This is a genomic window from Streptomyces sp. NPDC039736 (assembly GCF_055596485.1).
In genome coordinates this window covers 484,705-503,682 of record NZ_JBVIUQ010000005.1, presented here as the reverse complement: position 1 = coordinate 503,682, position 18,978 = coordinate 484,705, and the positions used below count along the sequence as shown (strand labels likewise).

The 18,978-nt window shown below is 74.6% G+C and carries 13 protein-coding genes; 7 read left to right on the top strand and 6 right to left on the bottom strand.

Annotation, left to right across the window (positions count from 1 at the left end):
* The first annotated feature begins 289 nt into the window (after positions 1 to 289).
* The 6 genes from pulA (at position 290) to ACZ56L_RS18865 (ending at position 12,859) form a co-directional block, all read left to right on the top strand.
* Positions 290 to 5,614, top strand: coding sequence for a pullulanase-type alpha-1,6-glucosidase (gene pulA / locus ACZ56L_RS18890; protein WP_471065086.1), 5,325 nt, complete (start codon positions 290 to 292; stop codon positions 5,612 to 5,614).
* Positions 5,615 to 5,804: 190 nt separating this feature from the next.
* Positions 5,805 to 7,850 (top strand): ATP-binding protein, encoded by a 2,046-nt coding sequence (locus ACZ56L_RS18885; RefSeq protein ID WP_471065084.1) that lies wholly within the window; start codon positions 5,805 to 5,807, stop codon positions 7,848 to 7,850.
* 96 nt (positions 7,851 to 7,946) lie between these two features.
* Positions 7,947 to 9,902: a hypothetical protein gene (locus ACZ56L_RS18880; RefSeq protein WP_471065082.1), complete on the top strand. Its 1,956-nt coding sequence runs from the start codon at positions 7,947 to 7,949 to the stop codon at positions 9,900 to 9,902.
* Between the two features lie 138 nt (positions 9,903 to 10,040).
* The gene (locus tag ACZ56L_RS18875) at positions 10,041 to 10,955 is read left to right on the top strand and encodes a metal-dependent hydrolase (RefSeq protein WP_345223521.1); all 915 of its coding nucleotides are present in this window, start codon (positions 10,041 to 10,043) and stop codon (positions 10,953 to 10,955) included.
* A gap of 3 nt (positions 10,956 to 10,958) precedes the next feature.
* Complete coding sequence (locus ACZ56L_RS18870) at positions 10,959 to 12,047, top strand: PDR/VanB family oxidoreductase (protein WP_468692695.1); 1,089 nt, start codon at positions 10,959 to 10,961, stop codon at positions 12,045 to 12,047.
* 83 nt (positions 12,048 to 12,130) lie between these two features.
* Complete coding sequence (locus ACZ56L_RS18865; protein ID WP_345223525.1) at positions 12,131 to 12,859, top strand: TetR/AcrR family transcriptional regulator; 729 nt, start codon at positions 12,131 to 12,133, stop codon at positions 12,857 to 12,859.
* Between the two features lie 3 nt (positions 12,860 to 12,862).
* Here the strand turns inward: ACZ56L_RS18865 and ACZ56L_RS18860 are convergent, their stop codons facing one another.
* The 3 genes from ACZ56L_RS18860 to ACZ56L_RS18850 form a co-directional block, all read right to left on the bottom strand.
* Entirely contained in the window at positions 12,863 to 13,573 is a 711-nt protein-coding gene (locus tag ACZ56L_RS18860; RefSeq protein ID WP_345223527.1) for a DUF4230 domain-containing protein, read from the bottom strand.
* Positions 13,574 to 13,784: 211 nt separating this feature from the next.
* Positions 13,785 to 14,606 carry a tyrosine-protein phosphatase gene (locus ACZ56L_RS18855; RefSeq protein ID WP_471065079.1) on the bottom strand — a complete coding sequence of 274 codons (822 nt, stop codon included), beginning with the start codon at positions 14,604 to 14,606 and terminating at the stop codon, positions 13,785 to 13,787.
* A 67-nt stretch (positions 14,607 to 14,673) separates the two neighbouring features.
* Positions 14,674 to 15,267 (bottom strand): rhomboid-like protein, encoded by a 594-nt coding sequence (locus tag ACZ56L_RS18850; RefSeq protein ID WP_380836979.1) that lies wholly within the window; start codon positions 15,265 to 15,267, stop codon positions 14,674 to 14,676.
* An 89-nt stretch (positions 15,268 to 15,356) separates the two neighbouring features.
* On the opposite strand from ACZ56L_RS18850, the gene ACZ56L_RS18845 reads away from it, so the two are divergent.
* The gene (locus ACZ56L_RS18845) at positions 15,357 to 15,761 is read left to right on the top strand and encodes a hypothetical protein (RefSeq protein ID WP_468692702.1); all 405 of its coding nucleotides are present in this window, start codon (positions 15,357 to 15,359) and stop codon (positions 15,759 to 15,761) included.
* A gap of 82 nt (positions 15,762 to 15,843) precedes the next feature.
* Here the strand turns inward: ACZ56L_RS18845 and ACZ56L_RS18840 are convergent, their stop codons facing one another.
* From ACZ56L_RS18840 to ACZ56L_RS18830, 3 genes are all read right to left on the bottom strand, one after another.
* Positions 15,844 to 17,277, bottom strand: coding sequence for a DUF1996 domain-containing protein (locus ACZ56L_RS18840; RefSeq protein WP_471065076.1), 1,434 nt, complete (start codon positions 17,275 to 17,277; stop codon positions 15,844 to 15,846).
* A 154-nt stretch (positions 17,278 to 17,431) separates the two neighbouring features.
* Positions 17,432 to 18,175 (bottom strand): trypsin-like serine peptidase, encoded by a 744-nt coding sequence (locus ACZ56L_RS18835; protein WP_345226522.1) that lies wholly within the window; start codon positions 18,173 to 18,175, stop codon positions 17,432 to 17,434.
* A gap of 179 nt (positions 18,176 to 18,354) precedes the next feature.
* Entirely contained in the window at positions 18,355 to 18,945 is a 591-nt protein-coding gene (locus ACZ56L_RS18830; RefSeq protein ID WP_345226525.1) for a response regulator transcription factor, read from the bottom strand.
* Positions 18,946 to 18,978: the final 33 nt, after the last annotated feature.

Sequence of the window (18,978 nt, the reverse complement as noted above, 5' to 3'; positions counted from 1 at the left end):
TGAGGGCGCGGGGGCGGGCCGTCCGAGGGCCCCGGCGCGATCCGCCCCCGCCTGACCAGCCCAAATCCCCATCCCGTCCAACCCCTTGACCCCTCCCCGCCCCCCTCGTACCGTCACGCGCAAGAACTTTCTGCTGTCTTGCTGCAAGAACATTCAGCGGCAGGCCGAGGACATTCCGCGGTGGATCCGGACCGGCCCCGCACCGCCCCCGCCCGCACCGCCGACCCCGCGCCACCGCCGCTCCGCGTCACCACCCCCTCCGGTCGACCCGTACGAGGAGAACCCGCCCGTGATACCCACACCCCTGCGAAGAGCCGTCGTCGGCGTCGTGAGCGCGGCCCTGTGCGCCGCCCTCGCCCCCGCCGTCCCCGCTCTCGCGGCCCCGAAGGCCCCGGCGGCCCCGAACGCGCCGGCCCCGCCCTCCGACGCCCGGCTGGCCGCGCAGCCCGCCCGCCACGACCTGACCCGCGACCAGTTCTACTTCGTCCTCCCGGACCGGTTCGCGAACGGCGACCCGGCCAACGACCGCGGCGGCCTCGCCGGAACCCGTCCCGACCACGGCTTCGACCCCGCCGACAAGGGCTTCTACCAGGGCGGCGACCTCAAGGGCCTGACCGAGAGGCTCGACTACATCAAGGGGCTCGGCACCACCGCCCTCTGGCTGGCCCCGATCTTCAAGAACAAGCCCGTGCAGGGCACGGGGAAGGACGCCTCCGCCGGATACCACGGCTACTGGATCACCGACTTCACCCAGGTCGACCCCCACTTCGGGACCAACGCCGACCTGGAGCGGCTCATCGACAAGGCCCACGCCAAGGGCATGAAGGTCTTCTTCGACGTCATCACCAACCACACCGCCGACACCGTCGACCACGCCGAGAAGAAGTACGGCTACCGGCCGAAGGGCTCCCACCCCTACCTCGACAAGGAGGGCCGCCCGTTCGACGACCGCGTGCGGACGCCCGAGGTCGACCGGGACGCGTTCCCGTACACGCCCGTCCCGCGCACGGGCGAGCGCAAGACCCCGGCCTGGCTCAACGACCCGACGATGTACCACAACCGGGGCGACTCCACCTTCGCGGGCGAGAGCGCCGAGTACGGCGACTTCTCCGGCCTCGACGACCTGTGGACCGAGCGGCCCGAGGTCGTCGACGGCATGGCGAGGATCTACGAGAAGTGGGTCCGCGACTTCGACATCGACGGCTTCCGCATCGACACCGTCAAACACGTCGACCTCGGCTTCTGGACCCAGTGGGCCACCGCCCTCGACGCCTACGCCAAGAAGCGGGGGCGCGCGGACTTCTTCCTGTTCGGCGAGGTCTACGACTCCGACCCGGCCGCCACCGCCCCCTACGTCACCCGGGGCCGCCTCGACGCCACCCTCGACTTCCCCCTCCAGGACGCCCTGCGCGGCTACGCCTCCCGGAGCGGCGGCGCCGCCCGGCTCGCCAAGGTCTACGGGGCCGACTACCGCTACACCACCGACAAGGCCAACGCGTACGAGCAGGTGACCTTCACCGGCAACCATGACATGGGCCGCATCGGCGCCTTCCTCAAGCAGGACAACCCGAAGGCGAGCGACGCCGAACTGCTCCAGCGGGCGCGTCTGGCCAACGAGTTGATGTTCTTCGGGCGCGGCAACCCCGTCGTCTACTACGGCGACGAGCAGGGCTTCACCGGCGCGGGCGGCGACAAGGACTCCCGCCAGACCCTCTTCGCCTCCCGGACCCCCGACTACCTCGACGACGACCAGCTCGGCACCGACCGCACCCACGCGAGCGACGCCTACGACACCGCCCACCCCCTCTACCGCTCGATCGCCGAACTGTCGAAGCTGACCCGGGCGCACCCCGCCCTGCGCGACGGCGTCCAGGAGGAGCGGTACGCGCGGGACTCCGTGTACGCCTTCTCCCGTACGGACAGCAGGCGCAAGGTCGAGTACGTCGTCGCCACGAACAGCGCCACCGGGGCGAAGACCGTCGAGATCCCGGTCGCGAGCACCGGCTTCCGCACGCTCTACGGCGGCGCCGCCCCCGTGACGGCCACCGGCGGCACGGTGAAGGTCACGGTCCCCGCCCTCTCCAGCGTCGTCCTCCGGGCCGAGAAGCCGCTCGGCACACCGGCTGCCAAGCCCTCCCTCACCCTGAAGGCCCCCGCACCCGGCGCCACCGGCACCGTCGAGATCGAGGCCGCCCCCGCCGGCGGGCAGCTCAACCGGGTCGTCTTCGCCGCCCAGGCGGGCAACGGCCCCTGGCGCGTCCTCGGCTCCGCCGATCACGCCCCGTACAAGGTCACCCACCACGTCGACGCGGCCACGCGTGCCGGAACCGCCCTGCGGTACAAGGCGGTCGTGGTGGACAGCGCCGGACGCACGGCCAGTGCCCTCGCCGCGACGACGGCGGGGCGGACGCCCCCGCCCGAGAAGCCGCGCGCCGGGGACCGGACGTACGCCGTCGTGCACTACCGGCGGACGGACGGCGACTACACCGGCTGGACGCTCAAGTCCCCGCTCGGGACCGGCGCGTTCACCGGCCGCGACGCCTACGGCGCCTTCGCCTGGGTGAAGCTCCCCGAAGGGGCGGCCGCCTTCCCCTACACCGTCGAGAAGGACGGCGCCGCCGACGGGCCCGCGCGGACCGTCGACCTCGCGGCCACCGGCGAGGTGTGGATCGAGCAGGGCGGGGACGGGCAGGCGACGAAGGCCCCCCAGGGCACGTACCCGCCGCAGGACAAGGGCAAGGCGGTGCTGCACTACCAGCGGGCCGACGGGAACTACGACGGCTGGGGCCTGCACGTCTGGACCGGGGCCAAGGACCCGACCGACTGGGCGAAGCCGCTGCCGCCGGTGCGCGAGGACGCGTACGGAGTGACGTACGAGGTGCCGCTCGCCGCCGGGGCCGCCTCCCTCTCCTACATCCTGCACAAGGGCGACGAGAAGGACCTCCCGACCGACCAGTCCCTCGACCTCGCCACCCACGGGCACGAGGTGTGGGCGCTCGCCGGACAGCCGGCGTACGTCCTGCCGCAGACCGCCGGCGCGGGCTCGCTCGACCTGGGCAGGGCCGAGGCGCAGTGGCTCGACCGGGACACCGTGGTCTGGAAGGTCAAGGCCACCGAGGCGACCAGCCAGCAGCTCGTGTACGCGAAGGACGGCGGCATCGAGGTCGTCGACGGCGCGCTGAGCGACGAGGGCCGCTGGCTGCGGCTGAACCCGATCGCGCTGAGCGAGGCGCAGAAGGCGAAGTTCCCGCACCTCAAGGACCATCCGGCCTTCGTGGTCGACGCCCGTGACCGCGACCGCGTGGAGGACGCCCTGCGCGGCCAGGTGATCGCCACCCAGCGGGCCGCCAACGGCGCCCTGCTGGCGGCCACCGGCGTGCAGCTCCCCGGTGTCCTCGACGCCACCTACGCGGCGAGCGCCCAGCAGGCCGCGCTCGGGCCCGTCTTCCGCGACGGCCGCCCGACGCTGTCCGTGTGGGCGCCGACCGCGCAGCGGGTCGTGCTCGACCTGGCCGGGCGCAAGGTCCCCATGCGCCGGGACGCGCGCAGCGGCGTGTGGTCCGTCCGGGGCGAGCCGGGGTGGGCCGGGAAGCCGTACCTGTACGAGGTGACCGTGTGGGCGCCCAGCGTCCGGAAGGTCGTCACCAACCGGGTCACCGACCCGTACTCCACCGCGCTGACGACGGACTCGGCGCGCAGCCTGGTGGTCGACCTGCGCGACCCCGGGCTCGCGCCGAAGGGATGGCAGGGGCTGAGGAAACCCGCCCCCGTGCCCCTGCGGAACGCGCAGATCCAGGAGCTGCACGTACGGGACTTCTCCGTCGGGGACCGGACGGCTGAGCACCCGGGCCAGTACCTGGCCTTCACGGACCGCGCCTCGAAGGGCTCGCAGCACCTGCGGAAGCTGGCGGCCGCCGGGACCTCGTACGTCCACCTGCTCCCCGTCTTCGACATCGGGACCGTACCGGAGAAGAAGTCCGGACAGGCGTCTCCCGCCTGCGACCTGGGCTCCTACCCGAAGGACTCCGAGGCGCAGCAGGACTGCGTCGGGAAGGCCGCGGCGAAGGACGCCTACAACTGGGGCTACGACCCGCTGCACTACACCGTGCCGGAGGGCTCGTACGCCAGTGACCCGGAGGGGACGCGGCGCACGGTCGAGTTCCGGCAGATGGTGCAGGCGCTCAACGGCAGCGGGCTGCGGACCGTGATGGACGTGGTCTACAACCACACCGTCGCCGCCGGACAGTCGGAGAAGTCCGTACTGGACCGGATCGTGCCGGGCTACTACCAGCGGCTGCTGCCGGACGGCTCCGTCGCGACCTCCACGTGCTGCGCCAACACCGCGCCCGAGAACGCCATGATGGGCAAGCTGGTCGTGGACTCCGTGGTCACCTGGGCGCGCGAGTACAAGGTCGACGGCTTCCGCTTCGACCTCATGGGACACCACCCGAAGGCCAACATCCTGGCCGTCCGCAAGGCGCTCGACGCGCTGACCGTCGCCGAGGACGGGGTCGACGGCAAGGCGGTCGTCCTGTACGGCGAGGGCTGGAACTTCGGCGAGATCGCCGACGACGCGCGCTTCGTGCAGGCCACCCAGAAGAACATGGCGGGCACCGGCATCGCGACCTTCTCCGACCGGGCGCGGGACGCGGTGCGCGGCGGCGGCCCCTTCGACGAGGACCCGGGCGTGCAGGGCTTCGCCTCGGGCCTCTTCACCGACCCCAACTCCTCTCCCGCCAACGGCAGTCCGGCCGAGCAGAGGGCCCGGCTGCTGCACTACCAGGACCTGCTGAAGGTCGGCCTGAGCGGAAACCTCGCGGACTACTCCTTCGTGGACAGCGGCGGCCGTACGGTCAAGGGGTCGCAGGTCGACTACAACGGCTCCCCGGCGGGATACGCGGCCGCCCCCGGCGACGCCCTCGCCTACGCGGACGCGCACGACAACGAGACCCTCTTCGACGCGCTGGCCTTCAAGCTGCCGGTGAGGACCACGGCGTCGGACCGGGCGCGGATGCAGGTGCTGGGCATGGCGACGGCGGCCCTGTCGCAGGGCCCGGCGCTCTCCCAGGCGGGGACCGACCTCCTGCGGTCCAAGTCGCTGGACCGCAACTCCTACGACAGCGGGGACTGGTTCAACGCGGCCCACTGGGACTGCCGGGACGGCAACGGCTTCGGCCGGGGCCTGCCGCCGGCGGCGGACAACCGCCCCAAGTGGCCGTTCGGCAAGCCACTGCTGACGTCCGTCTCGGTCGGCTGCCCGGAGATCGACGGGGCGTCGGCCGCCTACCGGGACCTGCTGAAGATCCGTACGACGGAACCGGGCTTCGGGCTGGCGACGGCCGGTGCGGTCCAGTCCCGGCTCTCCTTCCCCCTCTCGGGCGAGGACGAGACGCCGGGGGCCGTCACGATGCGGCTCGGCGACCTGGTGGTCGTGTTCAACGCGACGCCGGACGCCGTGCGGCAGACGGTGCCGGCCCTCTCGGGCCGCCCCCACGCACTGCACCCGGTGCAGGCACGCGGCTCCGACCCGGTCGTCAAGCGGTCCTCCTACGAGGCGTCCTCGGGCACCTTCACGGTCCCGCCCCGCACGGTGGCGGTCTTCCGGGCGGGCTGAACGCGGTCCCCGCGCCCCTGAAAGGGGCGCGGGGAACCGCACGGGCACCCCACCGCCCGGCCGCGCGGCGAGTGCTTCGGGGAAAGGGGCGGGGCAGGGGCGCGGAACGGGGGTCCGGCGGCGGATCCCCCGGCAGGGCAGCCACCGCCCACCCGCCCCGCACGGCGCCCAAGTGGGCAAGAATGACCCCGTGTTGGGAAACCTCCCCGAGGACGCCACGACCTTCGTGGGCCGCCGCGCCGACCTGGCCCGCGTCGCCCGCGCCCTCCGCACGTCCCGCCTCGTCACCCTCACCGGCCCCGCCGGCATCGGCAAGACCCGCCTCGCGCTCCGCGCCGCCCAGCAGGCCCAGGACACCCCGGCCGCCCACCCCGACGGCGTCTGGTGGGCCGATCTCTCCCCGCTCCGCGACGACGCCCTCCTCGTCGCCACCGTCAGCGACGCCGTCGACTTCGCCGACCACACCCTGCGGATGCCCGCCGAAGCCCTCTGCGCCTGGCTCCAGCACAAACAGCTCCTCCTCGTCGTCGACTGCTGCGAACGGCTCGCCGCCCCCGTCGCCCACCTCGTCGCCGAACTCCTCACCGCCGCCCCCCGGCTGACCGTCCTCGCCACGAGCCGGCAGGCCCTCGGCAGCCGCGGCGAGCACGTCCTCGACGTACCGCCGCTGCCGCTGGCCGGCCCCGACGGCGCCGCCGACCTCTTCCGCGAGCGGGCCCGCCGCGCCGCCCCCGGCGCGGTCCCGGACGCCACCGACGTGGACGCCGTCTGCGCCCACCTCGAAGGCATCCCCCTCGCCCTCGAACTCGCCTGCGCCCAGCTCACCGAGGGCCGCACCGTGCACGACCTCGCCCAGCGGCTCACCGCGCGGGCCGGCGCCCGGCTCGACGTCCTCACCCAGGACGGGGTGTGGCCCGAGCGGCACCGTGCCCTGCGGACCGCCATCGGGTGGAGCCACGAGCTGTGCACCCCGCTGGAGCGGCTGCTCTGGGCCCGGCTCTCGGTGTTCCGGGGGGACTTCGACGAGGAGCGGGCCGCCGAGGTCTGCGCGGGCGGCCCGCTGGACGCCGGCGCCGTCGGGCGGGCCCTGCGCGGGCTGGTCCGCAAGTCCGTCGTGCGGGAGCGGGCCGAGGGAACCTTCCGCATGCTCGACACCCTGCGCGAGTACGGGGCGATGTGGCTGCGCGAACTCGGCGAGAGCGCCCGCGTCGCCGAACGGCACGCCACCCACCACGCCGAGCTCGCCCGCCGCGCCGACGAGGGCTGGATCGGGGCGGAGCAGGCCCACTGGTACCGGCGGATCGGCGGCGCGCACGCCGACCTGTGCGCCGCCCTGGACCACCTGCTGGAGACCGCCCCCGAGCGGGCGCTCGCCATGGCCGGGAGGATCGGCTTCTACTGGGGGTGCTGCGGCCACCTCCACGAGGCCCGCGCCTACCTCACCCGCGCCCTGCGGGCCCACGCCGCCCCCGGCCCGCACCGCTCGCGCGCCCTGTGGGCGCTCGGCGTCGCCGGCAGCCTCCAGGGCGACCACGAGGGCGCCCGCCGGCTCGGCGAGCAGTGCGCCGTCGCCGCCTGGCAGGACCGGAACCCCGAGGACATGCTCAGCGCGGCCTACCTGCTGGGCATCACGTATCTGCTGATGGGCAGACCGCGGGCCGCGCACACCGTCGCCGACCGCTGCCTCACCGCCCGGCCGGGCGCCCCCTTCGACTCCGCCGCCCAACTGCGCTGCCGCCTGGTGCGCGTCTTCGCCCTCACCGGCATGGGCGAGCTGGACGACGCCAGGACCGCCGCCGAGGAACTCCGCCGGATCTGCGCCGAGCGGGGCGAGTGCTGGACGCGCTCCTACGCCGACTACCAACTGGCCCTCGTCGCCCTGCTCCAGGAGCGGCCCGACGACGCGGCCGCGCACGCGCGTGCCATGGTCGACGCCAAGTACCGCATCGGCGACAGCTTCGGCATCGCCCTCGGCCTCGACACGCTGGCCGCCGCCCTCGCCGCCCGGGGCGACGGCGAACAGGCCGCCCGCGTCTACGGGACCGGGCACACCTACTGGAGCCAGGTCGGCCACCCCCAGCGCGGCACCCCCGAGCTGGGCCCCGTGCGCGAGGAGTGCGAGCGGCGGGCCCGGGCGCTGATCGGCGACGCCGCGTACGAACGCGCCTACCGGGAGGGGGCGGCGGCCCACCAGGACACCGCCCTCGCGCTCGCCCTCCTGGGGCCGCTGCCCTGACCGGCGCGATCCGCCGCGGCCCCCCGCGGAACCGTCCGGGACGCCCCGGCGCGAAGTCGTGGGTGACCATCCCACGAATGGTTCGTTCTGCGTAATGTGCGCCGCCCCCAGGATGTCCTCAGCCGCCCCAGCAAGCCCACCGACGACCCCGCCGCCGCGCCCCCGGCCGACGCCACCGTCGCCGTCGGCGTCGAGCAGGCCGAGGCCGCGCTCGTCGAGCACTACCCCGGCCTCGTCCGGCTCGCCTACCTGGTGCTCCCGCCGCACCTCGGGCGCAACCGGCGGGTCCTGACCGCCCACTCCCTCGTCCAGCGCGCCCTCCCGCGCGGCCGCACCGGCCGCACCCCGCAGGCCGTCGCCGCGGTCCCCGGCCCCCGCGGCCCCGAGGGCGAACGCACCCGGGGCGGGCACGCGTTCGTACGCCAGCAGGTGCTGCGCCAGGCCCTGGACGCCCAGCCGCCGCTGCTGCGCGGGGCCTGGCCCAAGCGGGCCCAACTGCCGCCCGTGCTGCCGCAGGTGTGGGGGATGCGGCTGTTCCCCGCCTCGGGCGGCGCCGACGAACTCGCCCTGGACCAAAGGCTCGCCGCCCTGTCCGGCGCGGGCCGCGCCGCGTACGTGCTGCGCGGCCTGGAGGGACTGGACGCGGCGGAGGTGCGCGGTGTGCTCGCCGCCGCCGGGGCCGCCGACCCGGACGCCGCCCTCGCGGAGGCCGGCACGGTCGAGCCGTCCCCGCTCCTGGCGTCCGCCGAGTTCGACCCCTGCTCGCTCCAGGCCCGCCCCACCGACCTCATGCGCCGCCGCCGGCTCACCCGCGTCGGCGGCGCCGCCCTCGCCGCGCTGGTCGTGGGCGCGGTGGTGCTGGGCGGACCGGGGGAGCGCGACGCGTCCGTACGCAACCTCGCGGCCGAAGAGGCCCTGGACCCGGGGCTGCTGACGGTCGCGGCGGCCGGGGCGTGGAAGACCTCCGACCGCACCGACTTCTCCGCCTGGCCCGTCCGCGGCTCCCTCGCCGACGACAGCGAGCTGCTGCGCCGCGCCCTGGCCGTCTGGGCCGCGCCGGGCGACGCCGTGCACATCTCCGCCACCCCGGAGACCGCCACCGGGCCCGCCGCGGGCGCGCCCCAGCTCCTGTACGCGGGCGAGGTCGACGGGGCGCGCGTCGTCGTCCTGTACGACGGGCTGCGGCTCGTGCGGTACGCCGAACCCCTGGACGGCGCCGGGCGGACCGCCCTCGACTTCGCCCGCGCGGACGGCGCGCGGGAGGCCACCGCGAACGCCGTGGTCGTCTCCAGGACCGCCACCGCGGTGCGCTACCTGACCGCCCCCTGGGCCGACCGCGCCTCGGTGCGGGACCTGCTCGACGCGGCCGCCGCCCCCCGGCCCCTCAAGCGCGGACCCGACGGCGTCACCGAGCCGGTCGCGGCCTCCTCGATGGCCCGGGACTGCACGTCCTGGGACGCCGTGGAGATCCGCGACACCACCGGGACGCGCACCCTCACCGACCTCGGCGAACTGCTCCCGGCCCGGCTGACCGCCGGAGCTCCGGCGGCCGCCGGGGACCTGAAGTCGCCCGCGGACCGGGCGGGCTGGGCCCGCACCGCCTGCCAGTTGCCCACCCTGCGCTCGCACGGCGTACGCGGCGTCCACGTGTGGTCGTACGCCTCCCAGAGCCTGCCCGAGGGCGGCGGCACCGCGCAGTGGACGTGCGTCAGGGCGGAGACCTGGCGGGGGAGCGGCAGCCGGGTCCTCGCCCAGTTCCTGCCGCCGGCCGCCGGGCGCGCGACGCCGGGGGCGACCGTGGCGAAGGCCGAGGACTCCGCCGCGTGCGGGGCCAAGGACCCGAAGGTGCTCGCCGGGGCGCTGTGGAAGTCCAAGAGCGACAAGTGGTACCTGCTGGCCGCCGGGAACGAGGACTTCGCCTCGGTGACCGCGAGCGGCGGCATCAAGGGCTCGGCGGACGGCAACGTGCTGGCCGTGCCCGCCCGGCAGGGGGCGCAGGCCCACCTCAGCGGCAGGCTCGCGGACGGCACGGAGGCGGACTCGCTGAGGTGACGGCCGGGTGGCGCCGGAGTGCGCGTGGGGCGTTGACCGCGTAGGGGCGGAGTGCGCAGGGGGCGTTGACCGCACGGCGTCGAAGTTCTGGCCGCACAGACCTGTTGCCAAGGTCGTACTCGTCAGTACATTGACGCCATGTCTAATACGCAGCAGGGGCCGGCCCCGGTGGCGTCGGAGCGGACGCCGCTGAAGGCCCGCAACGTGTCCTTCGACTGGGCGGACACCCCGCTCCACTGGCTCCCCGGCCGGCCGTTCGCCACCCACACCATCAACGTCCTGCACCTGCTGCTCCCGGCGGGGGAGCGCTGGTTCGTGCACGTCTACCGGCAGGCGCTGCCGCTGATCACCGACGAGCGGCTGCGCCGGGACGTCATCGGGTTCATCGGCCAGGAGGCCATGCACTCCCAGGCCCACGACGCGGTCCTGCCGCACCTCAAGGCGCAGGGACTCGACCCCACGCCGTACACCGCACAGGTCGACTGGCTCTTCGAGAAGCTGCTCGGCGACCGCACGCTGCCGCCCGGCAGGCCGCGCAGGTGGTGGCTGATCGAGCGCATCGCGGTCATCGCGGCCATCGAGCACTACACCGCCTTCCTCGGCGACTGGGTGCTGAACGCCGACGAGCTCGACCGCCGCGGCGCCGACCCCACCATGCTCGACCTGCTGCGCTGGCACGGCGCCGAGGAGGTCGAACACCGCTCGGTGGCCTTCGAGTTGTTCCAGCACGTCGACGGCGGCTACGCCCGCCGGGTGCGCACCTGGGCCGTGGCGTTCACCGCGCTGGTCTTCCTGTGGCAGCGCGGCGCCCGCTTCTTCATGGCGAACGACCCGACGCTGGGCGGCACGGGCCGGGCCCGCCTCGCCGACTTCGTGCGGGACGGCCGCCGCGGCCTGCTGCCGTCGGCCGGCGCGATGGCCAAGTCCGTCCCCCGCTACCTGAGCCGCGGCTACCACCCCTCCCAGGAGGGCAGCACCGCCCAGGCCGTCGCCTACCTCGCCTCGTCCCCCGCCGCACGCGCCGCCGAGGCCCGCACCCGTGGAGGTTCCTGACCCATGCCCCGTGCCCGTACGTATCTGATCGCGGCCGGTGCCGCGTCGCTCGCCGTCGCCGCCCGGCGGGCGCTGCGCGGCCGCGTCCGGCAGTCGCCGCTGTGGCCCCTGCCCGCGCTGGAGGAGCCCCTGTCGGGGCAGCGGCAGCCGTCCGCCGGCCTCCGGGTCCTGGTGAGCGGCCGGTCGGAGCCCGCCGAGGGCGTCGTACAGCTCCACCTGGAGGCCCTGGACGCCGGGGACCTGCCGCGCTGGGAGCCCGGGGCGCACCTGGACCTGGTGCTGCCGTCGGGTCTCGTACGGCAGTACTCGCTGTGCGGCGACCCCGCCGACCGCGCCTCGTACACCGTCGCCACGCGCGTGCTTCCCGAGGAGGCGGGCGGCCGGGGCGGCTCGCGGGAGGTGCACGAGCGGGTCCACGAGGGCTCCGAGCTGCGGGTGCGCGGGCCCCGCAACCGCTTCCCGCTCGTCGGCTCCGCCTCGTACGTCTTCGTGGCGGGCGGCATCGGGATCACCCCGCTGCTGCCCATGCTGCGGGCGGCGCGGGCCGCGGGCGCGGACTGGCGGCTGCTGTACGGCGGGCGGAGCCGGGCCACCATGCCGTTCCTGGCGGAGGTCGAGGAGCTGGACGGCTCCGGGCGGCGGGTGCGGATCGTCGCCGAGGACGAGGACGGGCTGCCCGATCTCGCGGAGCTCTGGGCCGGTGTGCCGCAGGGGACGGCCGTGTACGCGTGCGGCCCCGAGGGGCTGCTGGGGGCGGTGGAGGGATCACTGCCGGAGCACTGCTCGTTGCACGTCGAACGCTTCGCGCCGGGCGCGAGCGCTCCGGGCTCCGGCGCGTTCGAGGTGGAGCTGCGCAGGAGCGGCACGGTGGTGCCGGTGGCCGCCGGGCAGTCGGTGCTGGCGGCGCTCAAACCGGTCGTGCCGAACCTCTCGTACTCCTGTGAGCAGGGCTTTTGCGGGACCTGCCAGCAGCGGGTGATCGCGGGCGGGATCGACCACCGCGACGAGTTGCTGACGGACTCCGAGCGGGACGACTCGCTGCTGATCTGTGTCTCGCGGGCGGCGGGGGAGCGGCTGGTGCTGGATCTGTAGGGGGAGCCGGGGAGGGGCCGGGGCGCGATCCGCACCGGCCCCTGGGGTGCCGCCGTGCGGAGGACGGCGGTTAGGCTGGGAGGATGACGACCGGGGTGCGCCGCAGGATGGGCGTCGAAGAGCGCAGGCAGCAACTGATCGGCGTGGCGCTGGAGTTGTTCAGCCATCGCTCGCCCGACGAGGTCTCCATCGACGAGATCGCGGCTGCCGCGGGAATCTCCCGGCCACTCGTCTACCACTACTTCCCCGGCAAGCAGAGCCTGTACGAAGCCGCCCTGCGGCGCGCCGCGGACGAGCTCGCCGCCCGCTTCGACGAGCCGCGCGAAGGGCCCCTGGGCGCGCGGCTGCTGCGGGTCATGGAGCGCTTCTTCGGGTTCGTGGACGAGCACGGCCCCGGCTTCTCGGCGCTGATGCGCGGCGGGCCCGCGGTCGGGTCCTCGACCACGAACGCGATGATCGACGAGGTGCGGCAGGCCGCGTACGAGCAGATCCTCGACCACCTGGGGGTGGGGAACCCGCCCGCCCGGCTCGCGCTGGTCGTGCGGTCGTGGGTCTCGCTCGCCGAGTCCACGGCGCTCCTGTGGCTCGACGGGCGGGAGATCCCGCGCGCCGAGCTGGAGTTGCAGCTCGTCCACGACTTCGCCGCGCTGATGGCGGTCGGCGCGGCGTACGATCCCGCGACGGAGCGGATCGTCCTGCGGATACTGGCCGACGAGCCGCCGGACGGGCCCTTCGGGGAGCTGGTGGGACGGCTGGTGGGGATGGCGTCGGCACTGCCGGCGGTGCCGGGGCCGCGGGGGACGGCGACGTAGCGGTCACCTGTAGGTGACCGTGATGTCCTTGAAGCCCAGGGAGCGCAGCAGGCCCTGGAGCATGCTCGTGGTGTTCTTCTCGGCGCGGGCGAGCAGTTCGCTCTCCTTGGCGGCCTCGCCGATGCGCTGGGCGGCGAGCTGGTTGACGGCCCGCTCGTCGTTCGGGTTGTCGGAGAAGAAGTCGCCGAGCCGGTCCAGCAGACCGCGCTGCTTGGAGACGGCGTACGAGCGGTCCGGGTCCAGGGCGGGCTTGCCGAGGGTGGCGTGCGGGAGCCGGATGACGGCGGCGGTGCGGTCCTCGTTGACGGTCACGTCGCCCTTGCCGAGCCTGCCCAGGGCCACGCTCGCGCCGACGGTGCCCGCGCCGACGTAGAGCGTGCGGGTGCCGCGCAGGGCGTCGGGGAGGAACTTGGCGTCCTTCTCCAGGTCGACGACCACCTGGAAGTTGCCCGCGGCCGCCTCGTAATCGCTCATGTCCTGGAGGGACTTGAGGACGGCGGGGCCGGTGCGGTCCTTGGTCTCGGTGCCGAAGAGGCCGCCGAGGCCGGGGATCAGGAAGAGGCGGGTGCCCAGCAGGAGGGCGGCGACCAGGGCCAGCAGGACGCCGGGGATCTTGATCCACAGGGGGATGCGGCGGGGGTGGACGGGGGCGGGGGGTGGAGTGCGGGGACTCTCGGTGTCCCCGGGCCCCGGAGGCGCTTCGGTGCGGTCCATAGGGGGCGGATGCCCGGTGGGGGGCGGCTTTACGCGGGGACCTCGCGGGGCGGCGGGGCCGGGGCGGGGCGGGGCCGTCCCGGGTGCCCCGGGGGCCCTGTCGGGCGCGGCCCCGGGTGCGGGGACGCGCGGCTTCGCGGGCGGTCGCTCGCGCAGTTCCCCGCGCTCCTGACGGCGTGCCCTGCGGGCGGCCGTCCCGGGCGCGTGCCGGTCACGCCTCCTGGGTGAGGCGGGTGCGGAGGCGGGCCACCGCGGCGTCCGGGATGCCCAGGCCGTCCCGTACGTAGGTCTCCATCGAGCCGTACGCCGCGTCGACCTCCGCCAGCGCCGTCGCCAGGTACTCCGGGACGACCCCGATGACCGCCTGCGCGATCTCCGGGTCGCCGCCCTTCGCCACGAACCCCGCGATCAGCGGCTCGAAGGCGGCCCGCACCGCCGGGTTCACCGCCAGGTACTCCGCCTCCACCGTCTGCGGCGACGCCCCCAGCAGGGTCAGCACGATCGTCGCCGCCCACCCCGTGCGGTCCTTGCCCGCCGTGCAGTGGAAGAGGAGCGGGCCCGCGTCCGGCGCCGTCAGCTCCAGCAGGAAGGCCCGGTAGGCGGCCCACGCGGAGCCGGAGGAGACCAGGGCGCGGTAGGTCTCCGCGAAGAGGGTCTGGGCGCGGCCGCCGCCGAGGTGCTCCTCGGCCAGCGCCGGGTCGGAGAGGACGTGCTTCAACTGCGCCGCCGCCGGCTTGTCGTCCGCGCCCCCGCGCGCCACCGCCGCCGCGATGGTGTCCGCCAGCGCGTCCGCCACCACCAGCCGCGCCCCGGCCGGCACCCGGTCCGGGTGGTCCGTCCGCTCGGCCGTGCTGCGGAAGTCCACGATCGTCGCGATGCCCAGCGCCGCCACCACGGGGTCCGTCCGCGGGTCCATCCGGTCGAGCTGCCCCGCCCGCAGCAGCAGGCCGGGGCGGACGGTGCGGCCGTCGGCGAGGGGGAGGCCGCCGAGGTCGCGGAGGTTGGCGACGGTGGTCGACGCGAGTGCGGTCATGGGGGTGGGAACTCCTGGGCGTGAACGGGGCTGACGGGCGCTTTCCGCCACCGTACGCGGCCCCCGCTCAGACGGCCCGACGGCCCCCGACCAGCGCCGATCCCAGCCCGACGCCCAGGGCGAGCGCCGCGAAGTGCCCGACGTCGGTGAAGGTGGGCCGGTCCTTGTTGAGGAGCGGGCGCGCGCCCAGGGCCAGCAGCGTCGCCCGCGCCGCCAGCCGGAGCGGACCGCGCGGCACCGCGGCCGTCAGCGCGCCCAGCACCGCGTTGAAGCCGTAGCTGGCGCCCACGTCCACCGCCGAGCGGGTCGCCGCGTCCGCGCCGGTCGCCCGCAGCCCTCCGTACACGATCAGCGTGGCGGCGGTGTGGCCGAGCAGGAAGACCCCGGCCGCCCACCAGGCGCCGTACGCGTACTCGGCGTATCCGAGGACCGCGAGCAGCAGCAGCGCGTACGGCAGCGGCATCGGCTCCTCGACGACGAGCGCGCTGGTCAGGAGGGTCTCCCAGTGGCCCGCTTCGAGCTGGTCGACGTTGGTGGAGCAGGCGCGCAGGAAGTCGTGGCGGTGGCCGGGCTCCGGCAGGTGCCGCCGCGCGGCGTGCGCGCCGAGCTGGACGCCGCCCACATACGCGGGGGCGAGGACGGGGAGGTCCGAGAGGTGCATGGGGGCATGATCGCGCACCTCGGTTAACGGACGTGTCAGAAGCGGCCGTTCGCCCTCGCCGATCACGCCGGGCGGGCCACCATGGGCCGATGCGCGAACGAACGGCTGCCGTGGTATGCGGACTCCTGCTCGGTCTCGGGCCGACCGGCTGCGGGGAGCCGGCCGGGCCCGCCGAGGCCACCGGGACCCTGGAGGAGCTGGCCGCCCTGGCCGGGTGCGAGCCGCGGATCGGCACGGACGCGGCGCAGATCCGGCAGGCCGACTGCCGGGCCGGGAACTCCCGTTACGTCCTCGCGGCCTTCGCCAGCGACCGTGGGCGCGCGGAATGGCTCGACCAGGCCACCGACTACGGCGGCAGCTACCTGGTCGGCCGGCGGTGGGTCGTGGTGGCCGACGGGCCCACCCTGGCCCTGCTGCGCACGCGGCTCGGCGGAGTCCTCCTGACCGGCTCCTCGCACGCCCCGGCGGGCCCGCACGGGGGCCACGGACCGTGACCGGCGTCGGCCCGTGGTCCCTGGTGCGGAGACCGGGTCAGCGGCAGCGGTAGCCCGTGGTTCCCCCGCGCAAGGGGCCGGGTCAGCGGCAGCGGCGGCCCTCGTTGATGCAGCTCACCATCCGCCGCATGACCCTCTCGTCGAAGACGTTGATGAAGTCCCCGTGGTCCGTCACCGGCTTGTGCAACTGCTCGGGGAAGGAGTCCACCGCGAACCCCGGCCCCCGCGGCACCGCGTACACCACCCGCTGCACCAACTGCGGAATCGGCCGGAAGCCCGGCTCGCACGACCCGTCGGGGCGGGTGAAGGCGACATGGGCGCGGTGGTTGGCGCTGTCCGTGTTGCGCCCGTCCCAGCAGCTCTGGAAGCGGAAGGTCCGCACGACCCGGCTGCCGCGCGGGCAGAGGGGGTACTTGTCCTTCAGTTGCCGGTCCTCGAAGCCGGTGCAGCTCCACGACGCGTTGGCGTTCGCCGTGCCGTTGGTGAACGCCTTCGCGTCCCCCGTGATGATCCGCAGGAACCGCGGCATCGCCGTCACCTTCCCCGTCGGATTCCCGGCGAATTCGAGGGTGACCTGGCGCGGCGTCTGGATCTCCCCGGTGTTCTGGTCCTTTCCGCCGCCGTCCGCCGCCGCGTCGTCCTCGGCCTTTCCGTTCTGGAGACGCAGAACGGGCCAGTAGTACGTCGAGCGGTCACCGGGATTGCGGCAGGTCGTCCGGCCCGACGCGAGAACGCCGTCACTCGCGAAAGCGTCCGTCGCCTGGTTTCCGACGTAATCGTGCATGTGGTGGGCGCCATTGCGCACACCCGGCGCGACGATGACATTGTCGGGATTGAACTTCCCGTTCTCGTTGCGTCCGCAGAAGGTGCTGAAGGCGCCCCTGGACGCGCCGGGCCGGGGGCGGGCCTGCGGGGCGCCGGGGCGCACGGAACGGATGTCGACGAAGTCGGAGCGCTCGGGCCCGTTCCCCTGCCGGGCGCCGTCCTGCGGTGTGCTCCCCGCGGACCCGGGCGGACCGGAGCCCGCCGTCTCCTGCGTCGTGCACTCCGCCAGCCGCTCCAGCCCCGGCGGCCGCTCCACCCCCGGCCGGCGCTCCACCGCGTCCCCGATCCGGGCCAGCGACGCCGCCCGCTGTTCCCGCAACGGGCCCAGCACCGCGTCCTGGCCGGCGGCGCTCCCCGCGTCCGCGAACGCGCCGTAGGCCTCCGTGAGGCGGCTGTCCATGGCGGCCAGCTCCCGGTCGACCTCCTGCCGCGCCTCCCGGGGAATCCCGGGCAGCGCGTGCGACACGTCCGGGCAGTTGATCGTCCCCGTGCGCGCGCCGGCGGGCGGCGGGGCGGCCCGGTCCTCCGAGGCGGAAGCGCTCACGTTCAGGGCGATCAGGCCGCCCCCGCCCAGGACGAGCGCGGCGCTCGCCGCGATCGTCCGTTTCACCAAAGGGGAACGTTTGTGCTTTTTCGAATGTGCGGTCTTGTCCAGGCGTGCGGTCTCGTTGCGGCGTGCTGTCTTGCCCATGGGATTCCTTCGGGGAATATGCGATCTTCGCGCTCTGCCACTGCCGGGCGAAGTCCCGTACGGATGCGGGGAACGACGTGTTCAATCCTTTCCCGCACGCCCCGCGCATTTCGGCCGCGTCCCCGAAGTTGCCGCCGAATACGGCGAAATGCCCTCAGGCCTTGAGCGCCCGCTGGTAAAGAGCCCGCGCCGGGGACCCGAAGAGCGCGGCCGTCGACTCCGCGTCGGTGTCGCCGCCGCTCAGCACGCCGATCAGTCTGCCGGGGCGGTCCGGGCCCCGGTAGTCGGTCAGCCAGGGGCTGCCGCTGGTGCCGTTCCAGAACCCCGCGCACTCCATGCGCACCATGCCGGGCAGGTCCTTGTCGGCCCTGCTGTCGGTGGTGCAGGTGACGGGGTGGTTGTCGGGGTTGTGGTCGGGCTCCGGGTAGCCGACCACGGTCACCTGCCGGTCGGGTCCCGACTCCCAGTCGAGCCCGGCGGCGCCCACGACGTCCTGCACGTTGCGCCCCTGCGCGTCCGGCTCCAGGGCCAGGAACGCGAAGTCGTACGGATCGTCCTCCTGCTCCTGCCAGCGGTCGTCCACCTGCACGGAACGCACCTTCCAGGCGCCGTACGGCTGCTTGCCGACGCCCTGGCCCGCGAACCCGGGGGCGAAGGAGATCGTGCGCGGCTCCGAGCTGTCCGCCTCGTACACGCAGTGCGCGGCGGTGGCCACGATGTTGCCCCGGGGGCTGTCCACCACGCTGGCCGTGCACCAGTGGTCGTCGCCGTCCACCAGGACGCCGATGAACGGCGGGTAGTCGATGACGGCGGCCGACTTCCGCGGCACGGGGGAGGGCCCGGCGTCCAGCCGGGGCGCGGAGGCGACCGGTCCGCCGCACGCGCCGACCAGCGTCATCAGCGCCACGCCTCCGGCCGCCGCGGCACCCCGCGATCTCCACGTCCTCCGCTCACCCACGTCGGCAATCTCCCTCGCCCGCTCGCATCCGGCCACCCGCTGACAGGTTAAGCATGTGTCCCGTCGGCGTCGTGTCCATGCGCCGCGCCCGGCGCGGGCCCCGGGTGCCGCCGGGTGCGTCAGCGGTCCAGGTAGGCCAGCACCGCCAGCACCCGCCGGTTGTCGTCGTCCGACACCGTGAGGTCCAGCTTCCCGAAGATGTTCGACGTGTGCTTGGCCACCGCGCGCTCCGTCACGAAGAGCTGCGCCGCGATCGCCGCGTTCGACCTGCCCTGCGCCATCAGCTCCATGACCTCCTTCTCCCGGGGGGTGAGCTGGGCCATCGGCCGGTCCTGCGCCCGCCGCGACAGCAACTGCTGGATGACCTGGGGGTCCATCGCCGTGCCGCCGTCCGCCACCCGTCGTACCGCGTCGACGAACTGCTCCGCGTCGAAGACCCGGTCCTTCAGCAGGTAGCCGATGCCGCCGTCGCCGTCCGCGAGCAGCTCGCGCGCGTACAACTGCTCGACGTGCTGCGACAGGACCAGCACGGGCAGTCCGGGTCTCGCCCGTCGCGCCGCCAGCGCGCACTGGAGGCCCTCGTCGGTGTGGGACGGCGGCAGCCGGACGTCGACGACGGCGACGTCCGGCTGCAGTTCCGCGAAGGCGCGGGTCAGTTCGGGGCCCGTCTCGACGGCGGCCAGGACCTCGAAGTCGAACGCTTCGAGCATCCTGACCAGGCCGTCGCGGAGCAGGAAGAGGTC